Annotated in this window: 16 protein-coding genes; 2 read left to right on the forward strand and 14 right to left on the reverse strand. The window is 63.7% G+C overall.

Features of this window, described 5'->3' with window-relative positions:
- The first annotated feature begins 44 nt into the window (after window positions 1-44).
- A complete protein-coding gene (locus FJ930_RS20790) occupies window positions 45-1,046 on the forward strand; it encodes an ornithine cyclodeaminase family protein (protein ID WP_141839916.1) in 1,002 nt (333 codons plus the stop codon).
- Window positions 1,043-2,560, forward strand: a complete 1,518-nt coding sequence (gene hutH, locus FJ930_RS20795) for a histidine ammonia-lyase (RefSeq protein WP_141839917.1) — start codon at window positions 1,043-1,045, stop codon at window positions 2,558-2,560. The genes FJ930_RS20790 and hutH overlap by 4 nt, the downstream gene beginning before the upstream one ends.
- On the opposite strand, the gene FJ930_RS20800 is transcribed toward hutH, so the two are convergent.
- From FJ930_RS20800 to FJ930_RS20865, 14 genes are all read right to left on the reverse strand, one after another.
- Window positions 2,525-3,325, reverse strand: coding sequence for a 3-methyl-2-oxobutanoate hydroxymethyltransferase (locus FJ930_RS20800; RefSeq protein WP_141839918.1), 801 nt, complete (start codon window positions 3,323-3,325; stop codon window positions 2,525-2,527). The two genes, hutH and FJ930_RS20800, sit on opposite strands and share 36 nt — an antisense overlap.
- A gap of 45 nt (window positions 3,326-3,370) precedes the next feature.
- Entirely contained in the window at window positions 3,371-3,685 is a 315-nt protein-coding gene (locus FJ930_RS20805; RefSeq protein ID WP_141839919.1) for a MocE family 2Fe-2S type ferredoxin, read from the reverse strand.
- 28 nt (window positions 3,686-3,713) lie between these two features.
- Window positions 3,714-4,793, reverse strand: coding sequence for a fatty acid desaturase family protein (locus FJ930_RS20810; protein WP_141839920.1), 1,080 nt, complete (start codon window positions 4,791-4,793; stop codon window positions 3,714-3,716).
- A gap of 18 nt (window positions 4,794-4,811) precedes the next feature.
- Entirely contained in the window at window positions 4,812-5,726 is a 915-nt protein-coding gene (locus FJ930_RS20815; RefSeq protein ID WP_141839921.1) for a sugar phosphate isomerase/epimerase, read from the reverse strand.
- Window positions 5,727-5,783: 57 nt separating this feature from the next.
- Window positions 5,784-6,872, reverse strand: a complete 1,089-nt coding sequence (locus FJ930_RS20820) for a Gfo/Idh/MocA family oxidoreductase (RefSeq protein WP_141839922.1) — start codon at window positions 6,870-6,872, stop codon at window positions 5,784-5,786.
- Between the two features lie 167 nt (window positions 6,873-7,039).
- Window positions 7,040-7,513, reverse strand: a complete 474-nt coding sequence (locus FJ930_RS20825) for a DUF126 domain-containing protein (RefSeq protein WP_141839923.1) — start codon at window positions 7,511-7,513, stop codon at window positions 7,040-7,042.
- Window positions 7,510-8,760 carry an aconitase X gene (locus FJ930_RS20830; RefSeq protein ID WP_141839924.1) on the reverse strand — a complete coding sequence of 417 codons (1,251 nt, stop codon included), beginning with the start codon at window positions 8,758-8,760 and terminating at the stop codon, window positions 7,510-7,512. Before FJ930_RS20830 ends, FJ930_RS20825 begins: the two co-directional genes overlap by 4 nt.
- Window positions 8,761-8,992: 232 nt before the next feature.
- Complete coding sequence (locus FJ930_RS20835; RefSeq protein ID WP_141839925.1) at window positions 8,993-10,060, reverse strand: ABC transporter ATP-binding protein; 1,068 nt, start codon at window positions 10,058-10,060, stop codon at window positions 8,993-8,995.
- Window positions 10,060-10,848 (reverse strand): ABC transporter permease, encoded by a 789-nt coding sequence (locus FJ930_RS20840; RefSeq protein ID WP_141839926.1) that lies wholly within the window; start codon window positions 10,846-10,848, stop codon window positions 10,060-10,062. Before FJ930_RS20840 ends, FJ930_RS20835 begins: the two co-directional genes overlap by 1 nt.
- Window positions 10,848-11,717: an ABC transporter permease gene (locus FJ930_RS20845; RefSeq protein ID WP_141839927.1), complete on the reverse strand. Its 870-nt coding sequence runs from the start codon at window positions 11,715-11,717 to the stop codon at window positions 10,848-10,850. Before FJ930_RS20845 ends, FJ930_RS20840 begins: the two co-directional genes overlap by 1 nt.
- A gap of 67 nt (window positions 11,718-11,784) precedes the next feature.
- The gene (locus FJ930_RS20850) at window positions 11,785-12,849 is read right to left on the reverse strand and encodes an ABC transporter substrate-binding protein (protein ID WP_141839928.1); all 1,065 of its coding nucleotides are present in this window, start codon (window positions 12,847-12,849) and stop codon (window positions 11,785-11,787) included.
- 39 nt (window positions 12,850-12,888) lie between these two features.
- Window positions 12,889-13,875: a PfkB family carbohydrate kinase gene (locus FJ930_RS20855; protein ID WP_141839929.1), complete on the reverse strand. Its 987-nt coding sequence runs from the start codon at window positions 13,873-13,875 to the stop codon at window positions 12,889-12,891.
- Window positions 13,872-14,927, reverse strand: a complete 1,056-nt coding sequence (locus tag FJ930_RS20860) for an ADP-ribosylglycohydrolase family protein (protein WP_141839930.1) — start codon at window positions 14,925-14,927, stop codon at window positions 13,872-13,874. Before FJ930_RS20860 ends, FJ930_RS20855 begins: the two co-directional genes overlap by 4 nt.
- A gap of 3 nt (window positions 14,928-14,930) precedes the next feature.
- On the reverse strand, window positions 14,931-15,656 hold the full coding sequence (locus FJ930_RS20865; RefSeq protein ID WP_140741711.1) for a GntR family transcriptional regulator: 726 nt from the start codon (window positions 15,654-15,656) through the stop codon (window positions 14,931-14,933).
- Window positions 15,657-15,970 lie beyond the last annotated feature (314 nt).

Genomic DNA, 15,970 nt, shown 5'->3' on the forward strand with positions numbered 1-15,970 from the left:
GCCTGTTATGGAGGGAATGGGGGCTCCCGAGGAACAGTGCGCGCATGAAGCCCATCTATATCGACTATCTCAATGCCCTCGACATCGACGCCCTTGCCATGACCGATGCGGAAATCATCGGCGCGGTCGAGGCCGGGCTCGTCGCGCAAGGCAAGGGCCAGACGGTGATCGAGCCGCGCGTCCATCTCGAACCCGACCCGTCCTTCCATGGTCATTTCAACGTACTGCGCGGCTATGTGGCGCCACTCGATGCGGCGGGCGTGAAGATCGTCGGCGATTATGTCGACAATTATCTGCATGGACTGCCATCCGAGTTCGGCATCCTCAATCTGTTCGACCCGCGCACCGGCACGCCGCGCGCCATCCTCGACGCCACCGTCATCACCGACATGCGCACCGGAGCTGTCACCGCCATCGGCGCGAAGCATCTGGCGCGCAGGAATTCCAAGGTGCTGGCCCATATCGGCGCGCGCGGCACGGCCTATTGGAACGTGCGGCTGCTCGACCATCTCTTCGACTTCGACGAGATCCGCGTCCATTCGCGCCGCCCAGAAAGCCGCGACGGCTTTGCCGCCAAACTGTCGGCCGATCTCGGCAAGACGGTTACGGCGGTGGCCGATTGGGAAAGCTGCGTCGAGGGAGCCGACATCGTCGTCGAGGCCTCGCGGCTGCCGGAACCGCCGCCACTGCTCAAGACCGAATGGATAAAGCCCGGCGCGCTCGTGATACCCTACGGTACGATGAGCGCGGTGGAACTGTCGCTGACCGACATCATGCAGAAGATGGTCGTCGACGACTGGGGCCAATGTAAAGGAGGCAAGTTCGGCTCGCTGCGCGCCCATGTCGAGACCGGGCGGCTGAACGAAAAGACGCTGCATGCCGAGCTTGGCCAGATCGCCGCCGGCCTGAAGCCGGGACGGGAGCGAGACGACGAGACCATTCTGTTCTGGCATCGCGGCCTGTCGCTCTCCGACATTGCACTCGGCAAGGCGATGCTGACCAAGGCGGGAGAAAAAGGCATCGGCCAGAGGCTGCGCTTCGCATGAGCGCGCTGGTCCTCACCGGGGCCGGTGTCGGCATTGCCGATGTCGCCACCGTCGCCCGTGCAGGGCGCAGGGTGGAAATCGGGTCGGATGTCATCGGCAAGCTGGAGAAGGCGCGAAAAGTGCTCGATCATGCCGCCGCCTCTGGCCAGCAGATCTATGGCCTGAACACCGGACTTGGCGCCAATCTCGGCACGACGGTCGAAGGCGACGCCAGCGTTTTCCAGCGCCAATTGCTGGAAGGGCGCAGCGGAGCGGTCGGCGAAACGCTGCCGATCGAGACTGTCCGCGCCACCATGGTCGCGCGCGCAGCGATGCTTTCAGCCGGCGGCTCCGGCCTTTCGCCTGCCGTGTTCGTGGCTTTGGTCGACGTCCTCAACGCCGGAGTCCATCCGGTGATGCCATCGCTCGGTTCCATCGGCGCCGGCGACCTGGTGCTGATGACCGCGCTCGCCCGCCTGCTGATCGGCGAAGGCGAGGCCGACTATCAGGGCCGGCGCATGCCGGCGGCAAAGGCGCTGATGATGGCCCGCCTCGTCCCTGTCAGCCTGGCTCCCAAGGATGGGCTGTCGCTGATCAACGCCTCGGCGGTCTCCGCCGGCAGCGGCGCGCTCGTGGTGACGGATACGCTGTCAGCCCTTGTCCAGCAGCAGCAGGCCGGTGCGCTGACCATGGAAGGTATCGGCGCCAACCGCACCATCCTTGATCCGCGCCTGCACATGGCACGCCCGGCGGCTGGTCAGCAGGAGGCCGCAAAGGCGCTGCATGACCTTCTCGCCCGTGACGTGGCGCCCGCGCCCACCACCTTGCAGGACCCGCTATCGATCCGCTGCATGCCGTCGATCCATGGCGCACTGATCGAGGCGATCGGTCAGGCAAAGCGGGCCGTCGAGATCGAGCTCAACGCCGCTGCCGACAACCCGCTGGTGCTGGGTGATGACGGCGTGGTGATGTCTGCGGGCAATTTCCACACCGCCGCACTCTCGCTCGCCTTCGAGACACTCAGCCTGGCGATCGCGCAATGCGCCGCGGCGAGTGTGGCCCGCTTCATCCAGCTCACCGGTTCGGGCCGCAACGGCCTGCCCAAATATCTGTCGCCGGTGGGAGGTGCGTCGGCCGGTTTCGTGCCGCTGCAAAAGACGGCGACATCGATCCTGGCCGCCATCCGCCACAAGGCCAATCCGGTTATGCTCGATTTCCTGCCTGTCTCCGAAGGGGTCGAGGATCATGCGACCCAGTCACCCCTGACCGTTGCGAAATGCGCCGGGATGATCGCGCTGTGGCGGCGGCTGATCGCCTTCGAACTGATGGCCGCCGCTCAGGCCGTTGACCTGCGTGAAGGGTTGACGCTGGCACCACGCACATCGGCCGTCCACACCGCGATCCGCGCGCTGGTTCCGGCGCTGAAGGAGGACAGGCCGCTCGGCATAGACGCCGAAGCGCTCCATGCCGCGCTCGCCGGTGGCTCCTGGCAGCCGAGCTTACGTCAGGCCGACCTTGTCCAGGAACAGGCGTAGCTCGGCCGGATCCATATGCACGATATGCCTGTCCTCGGGATAGGCACCGCTTTTGACGTCGGCGACATATTCGGAGAACGCCGCCACCCGCTCCGCTTGCAGCCGGTCGTACTCGGCGGCGAAGTTGCGATAGACCTTGGAGTGGCGGGGCATGTGGCCACGGTTCTGGCCAAGAATGTCCTCGGCGAACAGATATTGCGCGTCGCAGCCCGTGCCCGCTCCCATCGACAGCATGATGAGTGATGTCCGCTCAGAGATCGCCTTGGCCACCTCGGCCGGCACAACCTCGATCTCGGCGCCGACGGCGCCCGCCGCTTCAAGTTGCTTCACTGCTTCAAAGACCTGCATGGCGGTATCGGCGGTCTTGCCGACAGCCTTGAAGCCGCCTGTCCAGGTCGCGCGCGACGGGATGAGGCCAACATGGCCGATGACGGGAATGGCATCGTCCGCCATGCGCTTGATGGTGGCATAGCCGGCGCTGCAATAGACCGCGTCGGCGCTGGCCTTGTAGAGGCGGAAGGCCCAGCGGACGAAATCATCCGCCGTGCCGATCTCGAAGAAATTCTCGCCCGGCATGGTGAACAGGCTGGGTGCCGCATCGCGGTATTGCGGGTTGAGCACCAGTTCGGGCGGCACCGAGACGATGTCGACCCCTGCCCGTTCGGCGGCCTCGGCCTCGTCCAGGGTCAGCACGCGCAGCATGGTCAGTTGGCGCTTACCCTTCATCGCGCGCAGATCGGCGACGGTCGGTCTCTTTCGGCTCATCGAACTTGTTCCTTCGTTGTGTGGGCGGGAGGCCATGTCGGCCGATCAGTCGATCTCGATCATCACCTTACCGGCCTCGATCTTTACCGGATAGGTCTTGAGATTGACGCAGACCGGCGCGCCCCTGGCGTGGCCGGTCTTGTAGTTGAAGCGACCATTGTGTTTGGGGCATTCGATAATGTCGTCCATCACCAGCCCGTCGGCCAGATGCGCCTTCTCATGCGTGCAGTAGCCGTCGGTGGCGAAGAACTCGTCATCTGGCGAACGGTAGACCGCGAAGGTACGGCCACCATGATCGAAGCGGATGACATCCTCTTCCTCGACGTCGTCCACAGCGCACGCTTCAACCCAATCGGCCATCTCGGTCTCCTCAGGACATTGGTGATCGCTACTCGGCCGCCGCCGACATATCGACCTCGTGGAACTCGCCGCGATAGGGCCTGGCCGTCGGTGGTAATTCGCGCTTGAGGTAATAGTCCTCGTATTTCAACTGCCTGAGCAGCACCGGCCAGACCTCGCGATAGGCATGCCACATAGACGGGTTCGGCTCCGGCAAATCGTGCTTGATCAGTTCATGCAGCCTTGGCAGCGCGTGGTACGGCACCATCGGGAACATGTGGTGTTCGACATGGTAGTTCATGTTCCAGTAGATGAACCGGCTGATGGGGTTCATGTAGACGGTGCGGGTGTTGAGCCGGTGATCGACGACATTGTCGGCAAGGCCGATATGCTGCAGCAGACCCGTCAGCACCATGTGCCAGGTGCCGTAAAGGCGCGGCAGGCCGATCAGCACCAGGGGTACCCATGACCGCAGGGCGATGGCGAGAGCGATCGTTGCGACATAGATCGCGATATGCCAGCGGGCGGCCCCCACAGCTTTTGCCCATTCCATCTCGGGGATATAGCTCTTCTCTTCATCGGACAGTCGGCCAAAGGCCTGACGCGCCAGCGTCGGCAGCGAATAGCGGAAGTCGAGAATGCCGGTGAAGGCCAGCGCCGCCTTCAGCAGGTCCGGCGGACGCATGACGGCGATCTCGGCGTCGCGGCCGACAATGATGGTGTCGGTGTGGTGGCGGGCATGGCTCCAGCGCCATTGCACGGGATTGCGCATCAGCATGAAGGAGGCGATGTGGTAGACGAAATCATTCATCCAGCGCGTGCGGAACGCCGTGCCGTGGCCGCATTCGTGCCAGCGCGAGTCGCTCGACGAGCCGTAGAGCACGCCGTAGACGAACAGGAACGGCACCACCCACCACGAGCCCCAGAACCAGACGATCCCGGCGGCGGAGCCCAGGATCGCCGCGAGCCAGATCGCCGTCTCGCGGATCGCCGGGCCGTCGGAGCGCTGCATCAGCTCCTTCATCACCTTGCGCGGCACATCGGTGTGGTACCACTCGGCTGAGGCAAGCCCGGTCTCGATCGCGATCCGTGTGCTTTCGCCGACCAGGCTGTAGTCGCGCTTCGCCATCGTCTTCTCCCGCTGGCCTCAAAGGCCGTTGGCGCGGAATTTCCCGTCCAGAAATGTCTTGGCGCGCGGCACGTCATCCTCGGTCAGATGCTCGATGATGACCGGGATGTTCGGGTGCTTCTCGCTGAGCCGCTTGAGATAGAGGTCGTAGTTGAGCGAGCCTAGACCAGGTGCGGGCAACTCGATCTCGCCGACACCACGGAATGTCAGCCCTTCATGGGCGTTCTCGTCGCCAATGTCGGCATGCTTCTCCGACTTGTCGCCGCCCGAGCGCTTGACGTCCTTGGCATGCGCGATCCTGATCTTGTCCGTCAGCGTGTCGAACACCTGGTTCAGCACCTGGTCCATGCGATCTATGTTGTGAGCCTCGAAATAATTGGTCGGGTCCATCAGCAGGCCGAGCCCGGGGTGATCGACCTGCGCGAACATTTTCACCGTCTCCTCGACCGAGCCGACGGCATTGTTGACATAGGTTTCGAGCAGGAACACCGCGCCGTGGTCATAGGCCGTCCGGGCAAGGTCGGAGATCACCTTGCGGCATTCCTCGAACCCCTCTTCGGTCTTGTTTTTGGGATGATGCACCCAGTCGGATTCGGTGTTGTAGGTGCCGGTTTCGGAGATCACATAGGGCGAGCCGAAATCGCGCGCGTTGCGGATGATCTCCTTGAGATAGCCGACGCGCCTTTCGCGCTCGGCTTTGTCGGGATGGATGATGTTGGTGTAGCCTGAAATGCAGCAGACCGGCAGATTATGGTCGCGGAATGTATCGCGAACCTTTTTCGCCTTGTCCCCAGTGATCTGCCCGGCCGACAGGTCGATATCCCTGAAATGCAGGTCGAGTTGTACTGTGTTGAAACCGAGCGTGCGGATGCGCCTTGCGGCCTCCTCCAGCTCGTAAGGGAAATAGCCTGTAAAGATACCTGCCTGCATCATGGGGTGAAGTCCTCCCGGTAAGCGATTCAGCCGCCACGCTAATCGGCGGCAGGATGTTCAGTCGGTCGAGATTTCGGCGAGCCTGACAGTGCGACCTTCCGCCATCGAGCGATAACCGGCTTCGACCAGAGCCATGGTCTTGACGTTCTCGGCGACCGACAGCGCCGGTGGCGTGTCGGTCTTCACGGCATATTGAAGCTGCTCCATCACGCCGATGAAGGCGTGCGGGAACCACATCGTATCCCAGCTTGGGCTGACCCATTCACCGCCGGTCGTTTCGGTCGAGGCGTAGGTCAAGGTCGAAGCCACGCCAGTCGGCCAGCCGATCGTGCCCTTGGCGACACCCTTTGTGCCGTCGACACGCCAGTTGATGTGCTGATCGTCTCGATAGCCCTGCTGACGCGGACCGGACCACACATCCTCCAGCGACACGGCGAGCACGCCGGAAGGGAACCGCAAGGTCGACACCGTGATGCCGTCGGAGTGCTCGAACGTCGTGCGCGGATCCTTGCGCGTCAGCGTGGTGATCTCCAGGGGATCACCGAACAGGAAGCGCAGCACGTCGAGATGATGCACGCTCATATTGGCAAGTGTAAGCCGGTCGTAATCGGCGAGGAAGGCCTGCCAGTGCGGGATCGCATGCATATCGATCTGCGCGAAGACGATGTCGCCGAGCGCGCCAGTATCGATGATCTGCTTCAGCACGCGCATGGATTGGTCGTAGCGCATGTTCTGGTTGACCGAGAGGATCTTGCCTGAAGTTGCCGCCTCGTCGCGCAGCTTGACGGCTTCCTCGACCGACAGCGCCAACGGCTTCTGCGCCAGGATCGCCTTGATGTGCTTCTGCTTCAGCGCATGACGGATCAACGCCGGCTGCTGGTCGGGAGGAAAGGCAAGGTCGACGATCTCGACATTATTGTCTTCGATCAGCTGCTCCGGCGTGTCGTGCACGGTCGGGATACCCCAGCGTGTGGCCACCTTCTCGGCGCTGGCCTTCGTCCGCGAGGCGATCGCCACCACTGGAAATTCGGCTTGCGCATAAGCGGCCAGGTGGCACTCGGCCATGATCATGCCGCCGCCGACGCAGCCGATCCGGTATTCCCTGACGCGCACCTTGACGTCCGGCTCGAATCCCATGCTCGCCATCCAGTCCTCCCGTCGAGGACTGGATATAACGCGATGGCCCCGGCATCGGCCAAGGCCTGCACCATCATTTCCCATCAGGACAATGGAGGTGAAAGCCGTGAAGGTTAAAAGCAAAAAGGCCGGCTCAGTTGGGCGCGGCGTCGAAAATCGCGAGGCGATGTCTGCCCTTATTGGACCGCTGCTCCCTCGGCGACCGCGGCATCGACAAAGCGGACGATCGCCTTGCCATCCTCATCAACACCGATGAAAATCCGCTCACCAGAAACAATGCCGGCAATATCACACACCACCAGCGGCATGCTGATCCCGTAAAGGAACTCCGCCACGATGGCGCCGACGGCCAGGATCGGGTCCGGCCGCTCAATGAGAATTCCGGTCGGTGCCATGCCCCTGCGGATCGCCTCCGCCAATACCGAGGACGAGGAGGATGAGCCCCGCCCGCTCGGCATGACCAGGATCTTGCCGGCGACATTCTGGCTGAGACCGGGATGGGAATGGTCGATGATATCGCCCGACTCCGCATCGACGCCGCCCCAGAAGCTGAGCGGCTGCGAAAACACCAAGGCCTGCCCTTCCGCGGTGCCGGCCAGCTGGAATGTACCGGATCGCTCGACAACTTCCGTTTCCACCGGCATCGTCATAACACACTCCGCACGACATGTCCGACAGCGGCGGAACGGATGCAATCCCTCATCTCGGCGAAAGCGACAGTCACGCCGATATTGCCTGGCGCGTAATGCGCCCATTTGCCGGAATTTGTCATCACCACGCCGTCGAGCCGTTCGAGAATCGCTGTGACATAGGTACAAGTGTCGGCGACGGGGATCAGGCCGAACGCCTCCATGCCATCAAGCGCGCCCTCCTCCTGCAGTCGCGTCAGCGTCGCCCGCCCGGTGTTGACATAGATCGGAATGCCCCTGCCCGGCGCGACCTCGCGCAGCATGGGCAACAGGCGCGCCCATTCTTCGTGGGAGAAGTGCGGCGTGCCCAGCGACACGGCCGAGAGCGGCGCACCGTCGGCCACTCCAGACAGCCTGGCCAAAGCATGATCGATGTCGGCACGGCTGATGCGGATAGTCTCCTCGGGCGGCATGCCCTGGAATGCGTCATCAAGCGTTCCCGCTTCCGGCGTGATGCCGACCGCATGAAACAGCGCCACAGCACCTGTCGTTGCCGCCGCGGCACCCAACGCCTTCAACTGGTCCTCGTCGCGCGGTTGCGGCAGGCCAGTGATAACCGGAACACGATCGCCGCTCGCTTGCCCGATGATCAGCCCGACGCCGACGAACAGGCTGTCGCTCGGTTCCGGATCGGCAACCGCCAGTTCGAACAGGATGCGGCCGCGCCGGTTTTCGCTCAGATGCAGGCCCCAGGCCGGCGCGCGTCCGGTCATGGCGCAGCACAGATCGATGAAGTCGCCATAGCGGTTGGTGCGCGCGCCGATCACCGAATTGGCGAAGACGATGGCGTTGGATTCACCCCAGGCGATCTGCTGGCCGAAGCTAGGCCGAAAGCGCGTTTGGTAGGGCGCGCACGTGAAGGTCGCCTGACAGCCAAGCTCCAGATGCGCCTTCATCAGCCGCCGCGCTGGCACTTCCTCCGCTGCCGCCATCTTCACCATGCCTGGATGGATGAGGTCGAACGAGCCGACATTGAGCGTCGTCGATACCAGCACGCGGCCACCGCCCTCGACCAGCCGTTCGACGAAATCGAGCCCCGCCTTGCCGTGATAAAGGCAGCCATCGATGTGGGCGCCCGAAACATCGAGGAGGCCATGCGCGCCTACCGCGTTGGAAAAGGCAACGAGGATTTTCATCGCGGCAGCGGCCGAAGGACCTTGCTCGCCGTCGAGCATGGATTGATCTCCGACAGTCAATTCCAAAGTCATCGGTACTCCAGCAGCTTACTCGACAGCATGGCGGGACAGCGCCCCCTCTGCCCTACCGGGCATCTCCCCCACAAGGGGAGATGGGCAGCTTCGGCCTTATTGCACTTTTTGCAACGTGGAATTTCCGCGAAACCGGCAACAACAGCCGATCTCGCCGCTCGTGGGGAGATCTCCGGCAGGACAGAGGGGGGCGCGAAGGAACGCCAATAGTTGCAGCTATTTACAGCGCCAACTATCCCGCCGCGATCAGCACCGTGCTCTCCGGCGACCAGCGCAGCACCACGTCCTGCCCTTCCGCCAGCCGGTCCATGCCGGTGTTCTGCACGATGACCTTCAGCGTCTGGCCGGCACGCTCGACGAAATAGGTGCTGTTGTTGCCGGCAAAGATGCGCTTGGAGACCTGCCCTCGCAATTCGTTGGCGTTGGCGGCGTCCAGAACCCCGGGATCGGCCGCGATGCGGATGCGCTCGGGCCGCACCGCGCAACTCGCCTTGGCGCCGGCAGCAAGCCGGTCGCCCACATCGGCCGCGATCGCCGTGCCATCCGGCAGGCGAATGCCGTTGCCGGTCGCGTCGCCGCGAAAGATGTTGGCGTCGCCGAGGAAAGTGGCGGCGAATTCGCTCTTTGGCCGGTCGTAGATCTCCTCCGGCGGCCCTTCCTGCACCAGCCGCCCGTCGCGCAATATGCCGATGCGGTCGCTCATCGTCAGCGCCTCTTCCTGGTCGTGCGTGACGAAGATGGTGGTGATGCCGATCTCGCGCTGGATGCGCTTCAACTCGATCTGCATGTCGACGCGCAACGCCTTGTCGAGCGCGCCCAATGGCTCGTCGAGCAAAAGCACGCGCGGCTTGGTGACGATGGCACGCGCCAGCGCCACGCGCTGACGCTGGCCGCCGGAGAGCTGATGCGGGCGCCGGGCGCCAAGCTTGCCGAGTTGCACGAGATCCAGTGCGCGCTGCACTTCGGTGGCGATCACCGCCTTCGCCTCGCCGCGCACCGACAGGCCGAAGGCGACATTGTCGGCAACGCTCATATTGGGAAACAGCGCATAGTTCTGGAACACCATGCCGATGCGCCGCTTCTCGACCGGCACCCGCTCGACGCTCTCACCGCCGATGGAAATACGGCCCGAGTCGGGAAAGTCGAAACCGGCGATCTGACGCAGCAGCGTGGTCTTGCCGCTGCCGGACGGCCCAAGCAGCGCATAGAAGCCGCCATCGGCGAAATCGATGGAGACATCGTCCAGCGCCTTGTGCGCGCCGAAGCTGCGCGAGACGTTCGATACCTGCACGCCGGCCATTATTTCTCTCCGCCGAATTTGAAGAAGCGCGCCGTGAGCAGCATCAGCGCCATCGACACGACAATGATGATGGTCGAGACCGCATTGATCTCGGGCGTGAAACCCTTGCGGATCGCGGCATAGATTTCGACCGGCAGCGTCGTCTGTCCCGGCGTCGACAGGAAGTAGGAGACGACGAACTGGTCGAACGAAACCGCAAAGGCGAACAGCCCGCCGGCGATCACGCCCGGCATGATCCAGGGCAGCGTGACGCGATTGGTCACCTGCCACTGGTTGGCGCCCAGCGAACGCGCCGCCTCTTCCAGTTCCGGCGCGAAGGTCTGCAGCCGCGCCGAGACGACGACGATGACATAGGGCAGCGCCAGCGCGACATGGCCGAGCAGGATGGCGAACAGGCCGCGCCCGATGCCGACGCCGAAGAAGAAGATCAGCATCGCCGTGCCGGTGATCAGCCATGGAATGGCGATCGGCGGGAATAGCAGCGCCTGCAGCAATTTCTTGCCGCGAAATTCATAGCGAAAGAGTGCCAGCGACGCCGCCGTGCCGAGAACCACGCAGATGATGGTGGCGATGACGGCGATCTCGAGACTGTTCCAGGTGGCCGAGATCAGCTGGTCGTTCTGCCAGAGCGAGGCATACCAGTCCGTCGTCCACTCGAATGGCAGTTGGTAGAAGGGCGAGACATTGAACGACATCAGCGCCATGATGATGATGGGCAGGTAGAGGAAGGCGAGCAGCATGAAGATATAGAGCCGGCCGAACCATTCCAGGATGCGGGTGATCATCATCAGTTGGCCCTCTTCAGCACCGGCGAGGCAACCGCCAGGATGACCAGCACGACAGCCAGCAGGATGAAGGAGAGAGCAGCCCCCAGCGGCCAGTTGAACACGGCGACGAACTGGTCCTCGATAACGGTGCCGTAAAAAGTGCCGGTGCGTCCGCCGAGGATGCGCGGCTCCATGAAGGAGCCGACGACCGGCACGAAGATCAGCGCGGCGCCCGCCACAAGGCCGGGCATCGACAGCGGGATGATCACCCGCTTCAGCACCTGAAGCCGCGAGGCGCCGAGCGAACGCCCGGCCTCGATCAGCGAGTCATCGATTGCCTGGAGGGTCAGGTAACAGGTCAGCACCATATAGGGCACATAGGAGTGCACCAGCCCGATGATGACCGCCGGATAGGAATACATGAGATCGATGTTGATCTTGAACGGCAGCACGGCATTGAGCGCAGTGTCGAGGATGCCGCCCTCGCGCAAAACCATCGCCCAGGAGAAGATGCGCACCAGCCCGTTCGACCAGAACGGCAGGATGACGAGCAGGAAAATCGCCTCGCGGCTTCTGCCCTTCAGTACCTTGGCCAGCACGTAGGCCGCCGGATAGCCGATGATGATGCACCACAGCGTCACCTCGAGACCGAGGCGCAGCGAGGCCAGCAGCAATGTCAGATAGAGGCTCTGCGAGAAGAAGGCGGCATAGTTGCCAAGCGTGAATGCCCATGGCTTTCCCGACAGCGGCAGGTCGGTCATGAACGAGAAGAAGACCATCGCCGAGAGCGGCAGGAAGATCGCCACGGTCAGCCAGAGATAGGCAGGCGCCAGCCACGGCAACGCCTTTCTCAGCCCGTTGTGCGACGCGATCGCACCCTGCGCTGCCATGAGAACCCTCCTCCCCAGGATTGAGGAACCAGCCGGCGCGAGCCGCCGGCTGGTCCAGACGTGAACTTTACTTCACATCGACCTTGAGCTGCTGCCAAAGCGCCAGATAGGCTTCGCGCTGGGCGTCGGTGATCGGCGCCTGGAACTGGATGCGCTTGGCCACCGCAGGGTCGCCCATCACCTTGCGGTTGAAGGCATCCTCCGGCAGCGCTTCCACCGCCTTGGTGTTGGCCGAGACCGGAGCACCGACCTTGGTGACCCATTCGACATAGAATTTCGGGTCGATCATGTAGTTGATGAAAGCCTCGGCGCCGGCGACATTCTTGGAGCCGACCGGAATGGAGAAGGCGTCGAGCCAGGCGACAGCGCCTTCCTGCGGGATGACCAGTGAGACCGGCAGCTTGAAGTGGGTCTTGGCGCGGTCGGCCGAGCCGCTCCAGTAAGTGCCGATGTCGATCTGGTTGGAGGCGACCATCTGGTTCCAGTCGTTCTCCGAACTCCAGAAGGTCTTGATCTGCGGCATCAGCGAGGTCAGTTTGGTCTTGACCGCATCCATATCCTTGATGTCGTTGATATTCTGGCCGGTGGCGATGGCGCCGAACTGCACCGCCTCGACAGCGTCGTCGCGGATGATGACGCGGCCCTTATGCGCCGGATTCCACATCTCGGCGATCGACGTTGGCGGCTTGTCGAAGGATTTTTCGTTGATGGCGAGCGCCGTCAGGCCCCAGACCCACGGCACGCCGTAGACCTTGCCATCATGATCGAGCATCGGCGACCCGGCCTTGTCCTTGCTGATGTCGGCATAGTTCGGCAGCTTGGAGATATCGATCGGCTGGATCAGCTTTTCGGCCATTGCCTGGTCGTTGAAGGCGGCATTGATCATGACGACGTCATAGAGACCCGGATTGGTCCTGATCTTCGTCAGCATCTCCTGTTCGGAGTTGAAGAAGTCGTTGACCACCTTGAAGCCGGTCGCCTTCTCGAAATTGGCGACCGCCCAGGGTTCATCGGCGCCGTAGCCTTTCCAGTTGAGGACATGCACTTCTTCGGCGGCCTGGGCAGCGAAGGCAAGTGCGGAGGTGAAGACGGCGGTTGCCGTCAAGAGTGCAGTCAAGTCAGGCATGCGCATGGTTCGTTCCTCTCTGTGTTTGCCCGCTTCCGGGGCTTGTCAGGCTGTCTGATGGGCCTTCTTTGTCTGGCCAGGTGTGCCGGTCAAAGGACCGTTGACCTGGCTCAGGAAAATCTGGATCTCCGCGTCGGTCGGCGCTGACGAGCCACCATGGCGGGTGACCGAAATGGCGGCCGCCGCATTGGCGTAGCGCGCCGCCTCGAAGGGCGGCACGCCGCGCGCCAGCGCGCTGACGAAGGCGCCGATATGAGTGTCGCCGGCGCCATTGGTGTCCACCGCCGCCACCTTGAACCCGGGAATGGTCTCGGCGGACCCATCCGCCAACCGCATATGGCAGCCCTTGGCGGCGCTGCGGATGATGACGCCATCGGCTTTCGGGCAATGCTCCGCAAGCAGTTGTGCCGCAAGCGACTCGACGTCGTCGCCTGGACCAGCGATCTCTCGGGCTTCAGTCGTGTTGCAGCTTAGCCAGGTCGTACGGGCCAGAACACGCTTCAGGATGGGACGAGCGATGTCCGCAACGACGGGCGCCGGATCGAAGACGAAGGGAACGTCTTCCGGCAGCGCCTCGATCCAGTCGGTGAGCGCCTCGCGGCTCCCGGTATAGCTGAGCGTATAGCCCGAGGCGAACACCCAGTCGCCCGGTAAGACAACCACGGGCGCCATCATGCCGAGGCTAAGAATGCTCTCCGCACCAGGCCAGGACACGAAGGTGCGTTCGGCATCGCTTGAGATCATCGCGACGCAATTGCCGCTGTCCATGGCAGGCGATGGCGGCGTCAGCGTCTCTATGCCCTCGGCGGCAAGGGCGGCACGCAGGAAATCACCATTCGGCCCGCTGCCGAGCTGGCCGCCAAACACCACTGTCATGCCGGTCCGGCTGGCCGCGACCATCATGTTGAAGCCGCCGCCGGCGACTTGGGCATAGGTTGACGCCGTCTTCTCCGTGCCCGGCGCCGGCAAGGCGTCAATGCGGTAGACGTAGTCGACCACCGCGCTGCCGGTATGGACGAGCCGCCCGCTCATGCCGCCGCGTCCTTGCCCGGGCCGGTCTTGTCCACGCCATTTTTGGCCATCCGCGTCGCGACAAGATTTCCGGCAAGGGTGCGAATCTCGGCAATGTCGAGGCCGACGAGCCTGGCGATATGCTGTTGCGGCAAGGCCGCGAAGCCCGTGCAGGCGCCGCCCATGCCGGCCGCAATGGCGCCGATCGTGTCGGTGTCGCCGCCGAGATTGGCGCTGACGACCGCCGCTTGCCAGGGATCGCCGCCCGCGACTTCCAGCACAGCGAAGGCGGCCGGAACGGACTCCTGGCTGGCGACGCCGGTGCCGACCAGGTCGGTGATCAGCCGTATCGCGTCCGTCGTCGCTTTGCCCCGCACCAGATCCTGCGCCCAGACAATACGTGCGGCGATATCGCCGCCGGTCACCCAGTAGCCGAGCGTCGCCCCTCGCCCCGCCGCCGCGACGGCACTGTCGGAGGCGGCGCGCCAGTCACCGCCGGAAACGCCGCGGCTGACAGCGGCCGCGACGGCAGCGGCAGAGGCAATGGCGATCGAGGTGTTGTGTGTCGCCCGGCAGGTCTCGGCCACCTTGGCGACCAAAGCCTCCAGCGCTTCGACCGGCATCATGATGCCGACCGGCGCGATGCGCATGGCCGCACCATTGGTGTCGCCGCCACGCCCCGCGTCCTCGGCTGGCACACCATTGTTGATGGCATCGATGGCGCGCTTGGTCGACGGCCCGAGCAGATCGTAGCTGCCGCGCGCCTTGACATCACGCTCCCAGTCGAGCAGCGCATTGACCCAGCGCGTATGGTCGAAGCGGTCGCCGGATTCGATGAGGATGCGGCCAAGCAGCAGCGCCTGTTCGGTATCGTCGGTGATGGTCCCGGCCGCCAGCCCCTTCGATACCGGATGGTCGGCAACGGGCGCGACGAAATCCTCGACGTGGCCGTAGAGCTCGGCGATCCGCGCCGGCGACAGAAGCTGCGTCGGCATGCCGAGCGCATCTCCCAGCGCTCCACCGATGAGAGCGCCCATGGCGCGGTCGATCATATCCGTGCGTTTGTCCGACATTGCTCAGAACCTCATATGCAGCGCGAAATGCGCGGGGTTGAGCAGACTGGTGACATATTCGATCGGCCGGTCATCAGCGGCGCGGGTCAACCTGCGACCACGCAGGAACGGCGTGCCCTCAGGGCAGCCGAGGATGGCCGCGTCCTCGGCATTCAGCATCTCGATCCCGATCCATTCCTCGCCATGATCAGGCACGAGTCCGGCGGCGCGCAGCGTCTGGTGCAGCGATCCCTCACGCAGGCCGCGCAGCGGAACGTCTTCGAGTTCCGGCGACAGCGGCAGGCGGCTGCGCTCGATGGAGATCGCATGACCGTCGCTTGCATTGGTGCGTACACGATCGACGGCGATGAAGGACGGGCTTTCGATCTCAAGCAGCGCGGCAAGCTCCGCATCTTCGATCACCTCGAGCCGCAGCGTCCTTGTCTCGGCGTTGGCGCCAGCATTGGCCAGCGCCCGCGACCAGCCGATCGCGTCGTCGACCGGCTTTCCGTCGAAAGTGACGAAGGAGCCGATGCCGACCTTGGTGGTGATCAGCCCACGGCTTGACAGTTCCTCGAGGCCCTTGCGGACCGTATTGCGGCTGACGGAGAAGCGCTGGACCAGTTCATTCTCGCTTTGCAGGCGATCGCCGAAGCCGAGCACGCCGGAGCGGATTTCATGCTCCAGAACGGTGGCGATCTGCTCGGGCTTGCCCGTGCCGGGAGAGAGCTGAATCGCGCCGCGCTTCATATGGGCACCTGTCCAGTGAACCTGTATAATCCTGTTCACTACTCTGACGCGACAGCTCTGTCAACGAGCAAGGAATGAATGCCCGCACAACGCAGGCAAGCCGAGAGCACGGACTGGCAGGCAGCCGCCGCCGAGCAGGCAACACTCGGGCATCCCGCGGCGCTCAAGGCCGGCAAGGCGTCAACATAGTCGTCCGGAGAAAAAGAAAGCCCGCTCCGGGAAGCCGGGGCGGGCCTTGGAGGAGGATAAGGGGTGGGACCCTCTCCTCTTGTTTCCACGGGGGTGTGGACCGCCACTAGCATACCTGAATCTCG

The organism is Mesorhizobium sp. B2-4-15, assembly GCF_006658505.1.
In the GTDB taxonomy this organism is placed as follows: domain Bacteria; phylum Pseudomonadota; class Alphaproteobacteria; order Rhizobiales; family Rhizobiaceae; genus Mesorhizobium.

What these genes read in the sequence shown, in the direction of transcription:
- FJ930_RS20835 (WP_141839925.1), bottom strand. Translation starts at nt 10,060, where the DNA reads ATGGCCGGCGTGCAGGTATCGAACGTCTCGCGCAGCTTCGGCGCGCAC.
- FJ930_RS20820 (WP_141839922.1), bottom strand. Translation starts at nt 6,872, where the DNA reads ATGGCGAGCATGGGATTCGAGCCGGACGTCAAGGTGCGCGTCAGGGAA.
- FJ930_RS20815 (WP_141839921.1), bottom strand. Translation starts at nt 5,726, where the DNA reads ATGATGCAGGCAGGTATCTTTACAGGCTATTTCCCTTACGAGCTGGAG.
- FJ930_RS20805 (WP_141839919.1), bottom strand. Translation starts at nt 3,685, where the DNA reads ATGGCCGATTGGGTTGAAGCGTGCGCTGTGGACGACGTCGAGGAAGAG.
- FJ930_RS20825 (WP_141839923.1), bottom strand. Translation starts at nt 7,513, where the DNA reads ATGACGATGCCGGTGGAAACGGAAGTTGTCGAGCGATCCGGTACATTC.
- FJ930_RS20830 (WP_141839924.1), bottom strand. Translation starts at nt 8,760, where the DNA reads ATGACTTTGGAATTGACTGTCGGAGATCAATCCATGCTCGACGGCGAG.
- FJ930_RS20845 (WP_141839927.1), bottom strand. Translation starts at nt 11,717, where the DNA reads ATGGCAGCGCAGGGTGCGATCGCGTCGCACAACGGGCTGAGAAAGGCG.
- FJ930_RS20860 (WP_141839930.1), bottom strand. Translation starts at nt 14,927, where the DNA reads ATGTCGGACAAACGCACGGATATGATCGACCGCGCCATGGGCGCTCTC.
- FJ930_RS20840 (WP_141839926.1), bottom strand. Translation starts at nt 10,848, where the DNA reads ATGATGATCACCCGCATCCTGGAATGGTTCGGCCGGCTCTATATCTTC.
- FJ930_RS20790 (WP_141839916.1), top strand. Translation starts at nt 45, where the DNA reads ATGAAGCCCATCTATATCGACTATCTCAATGCCCTCGACATCGACGCC.
- FJ930_RS20855 (WP_141839929.1), bottom strand. Translation starts at nt 13,875, where the DNA reads ATGAGCGGGCGGCTCGTCCATACCGGCAGCGCGGTGGTCGACTACGTC.
- FJ930_RS20810 (WP_141839920.1), bottom strand. Translation starts at nt 4,793, where the DNA reads ATGGCGAAGCGCGACTACAGCCTGGTCGGCGAAAGCACACGGATCGCG.
- FJ930_RS20865 (WP_140741711.1), bottom strand. Translation starts at nt 15,656, where the DNA reads ATGAAGCGCGGCGCGATTCAGCTCTCTCCCGGCACGGGCAAGCCCGAG.
- FJ930_RS20800 (WP_141839918.1), bottom strand. Translation starts at nt 3,325, where the DNA reads ATGAGCCGAAAGAGACCGACCGTCGCCGATCTGCGCGCGATGAAGGGT.
- hutH (WP_141839917.1), top strand. Translation starts at nt 1,043, where the DNA reads ATGAGCGCGCTGGTCCTCACCGGGGCCGGTGTCGGCATTGCCGATGTC.
- FJ930_RS20850 (WP_141839928.1), bottom strand. Translation starts at nt 12,849, where the DNA reads ATGCGCATGCCTGACTTGACTGCACTCTTGACGGCAACCGCCGTCTTC.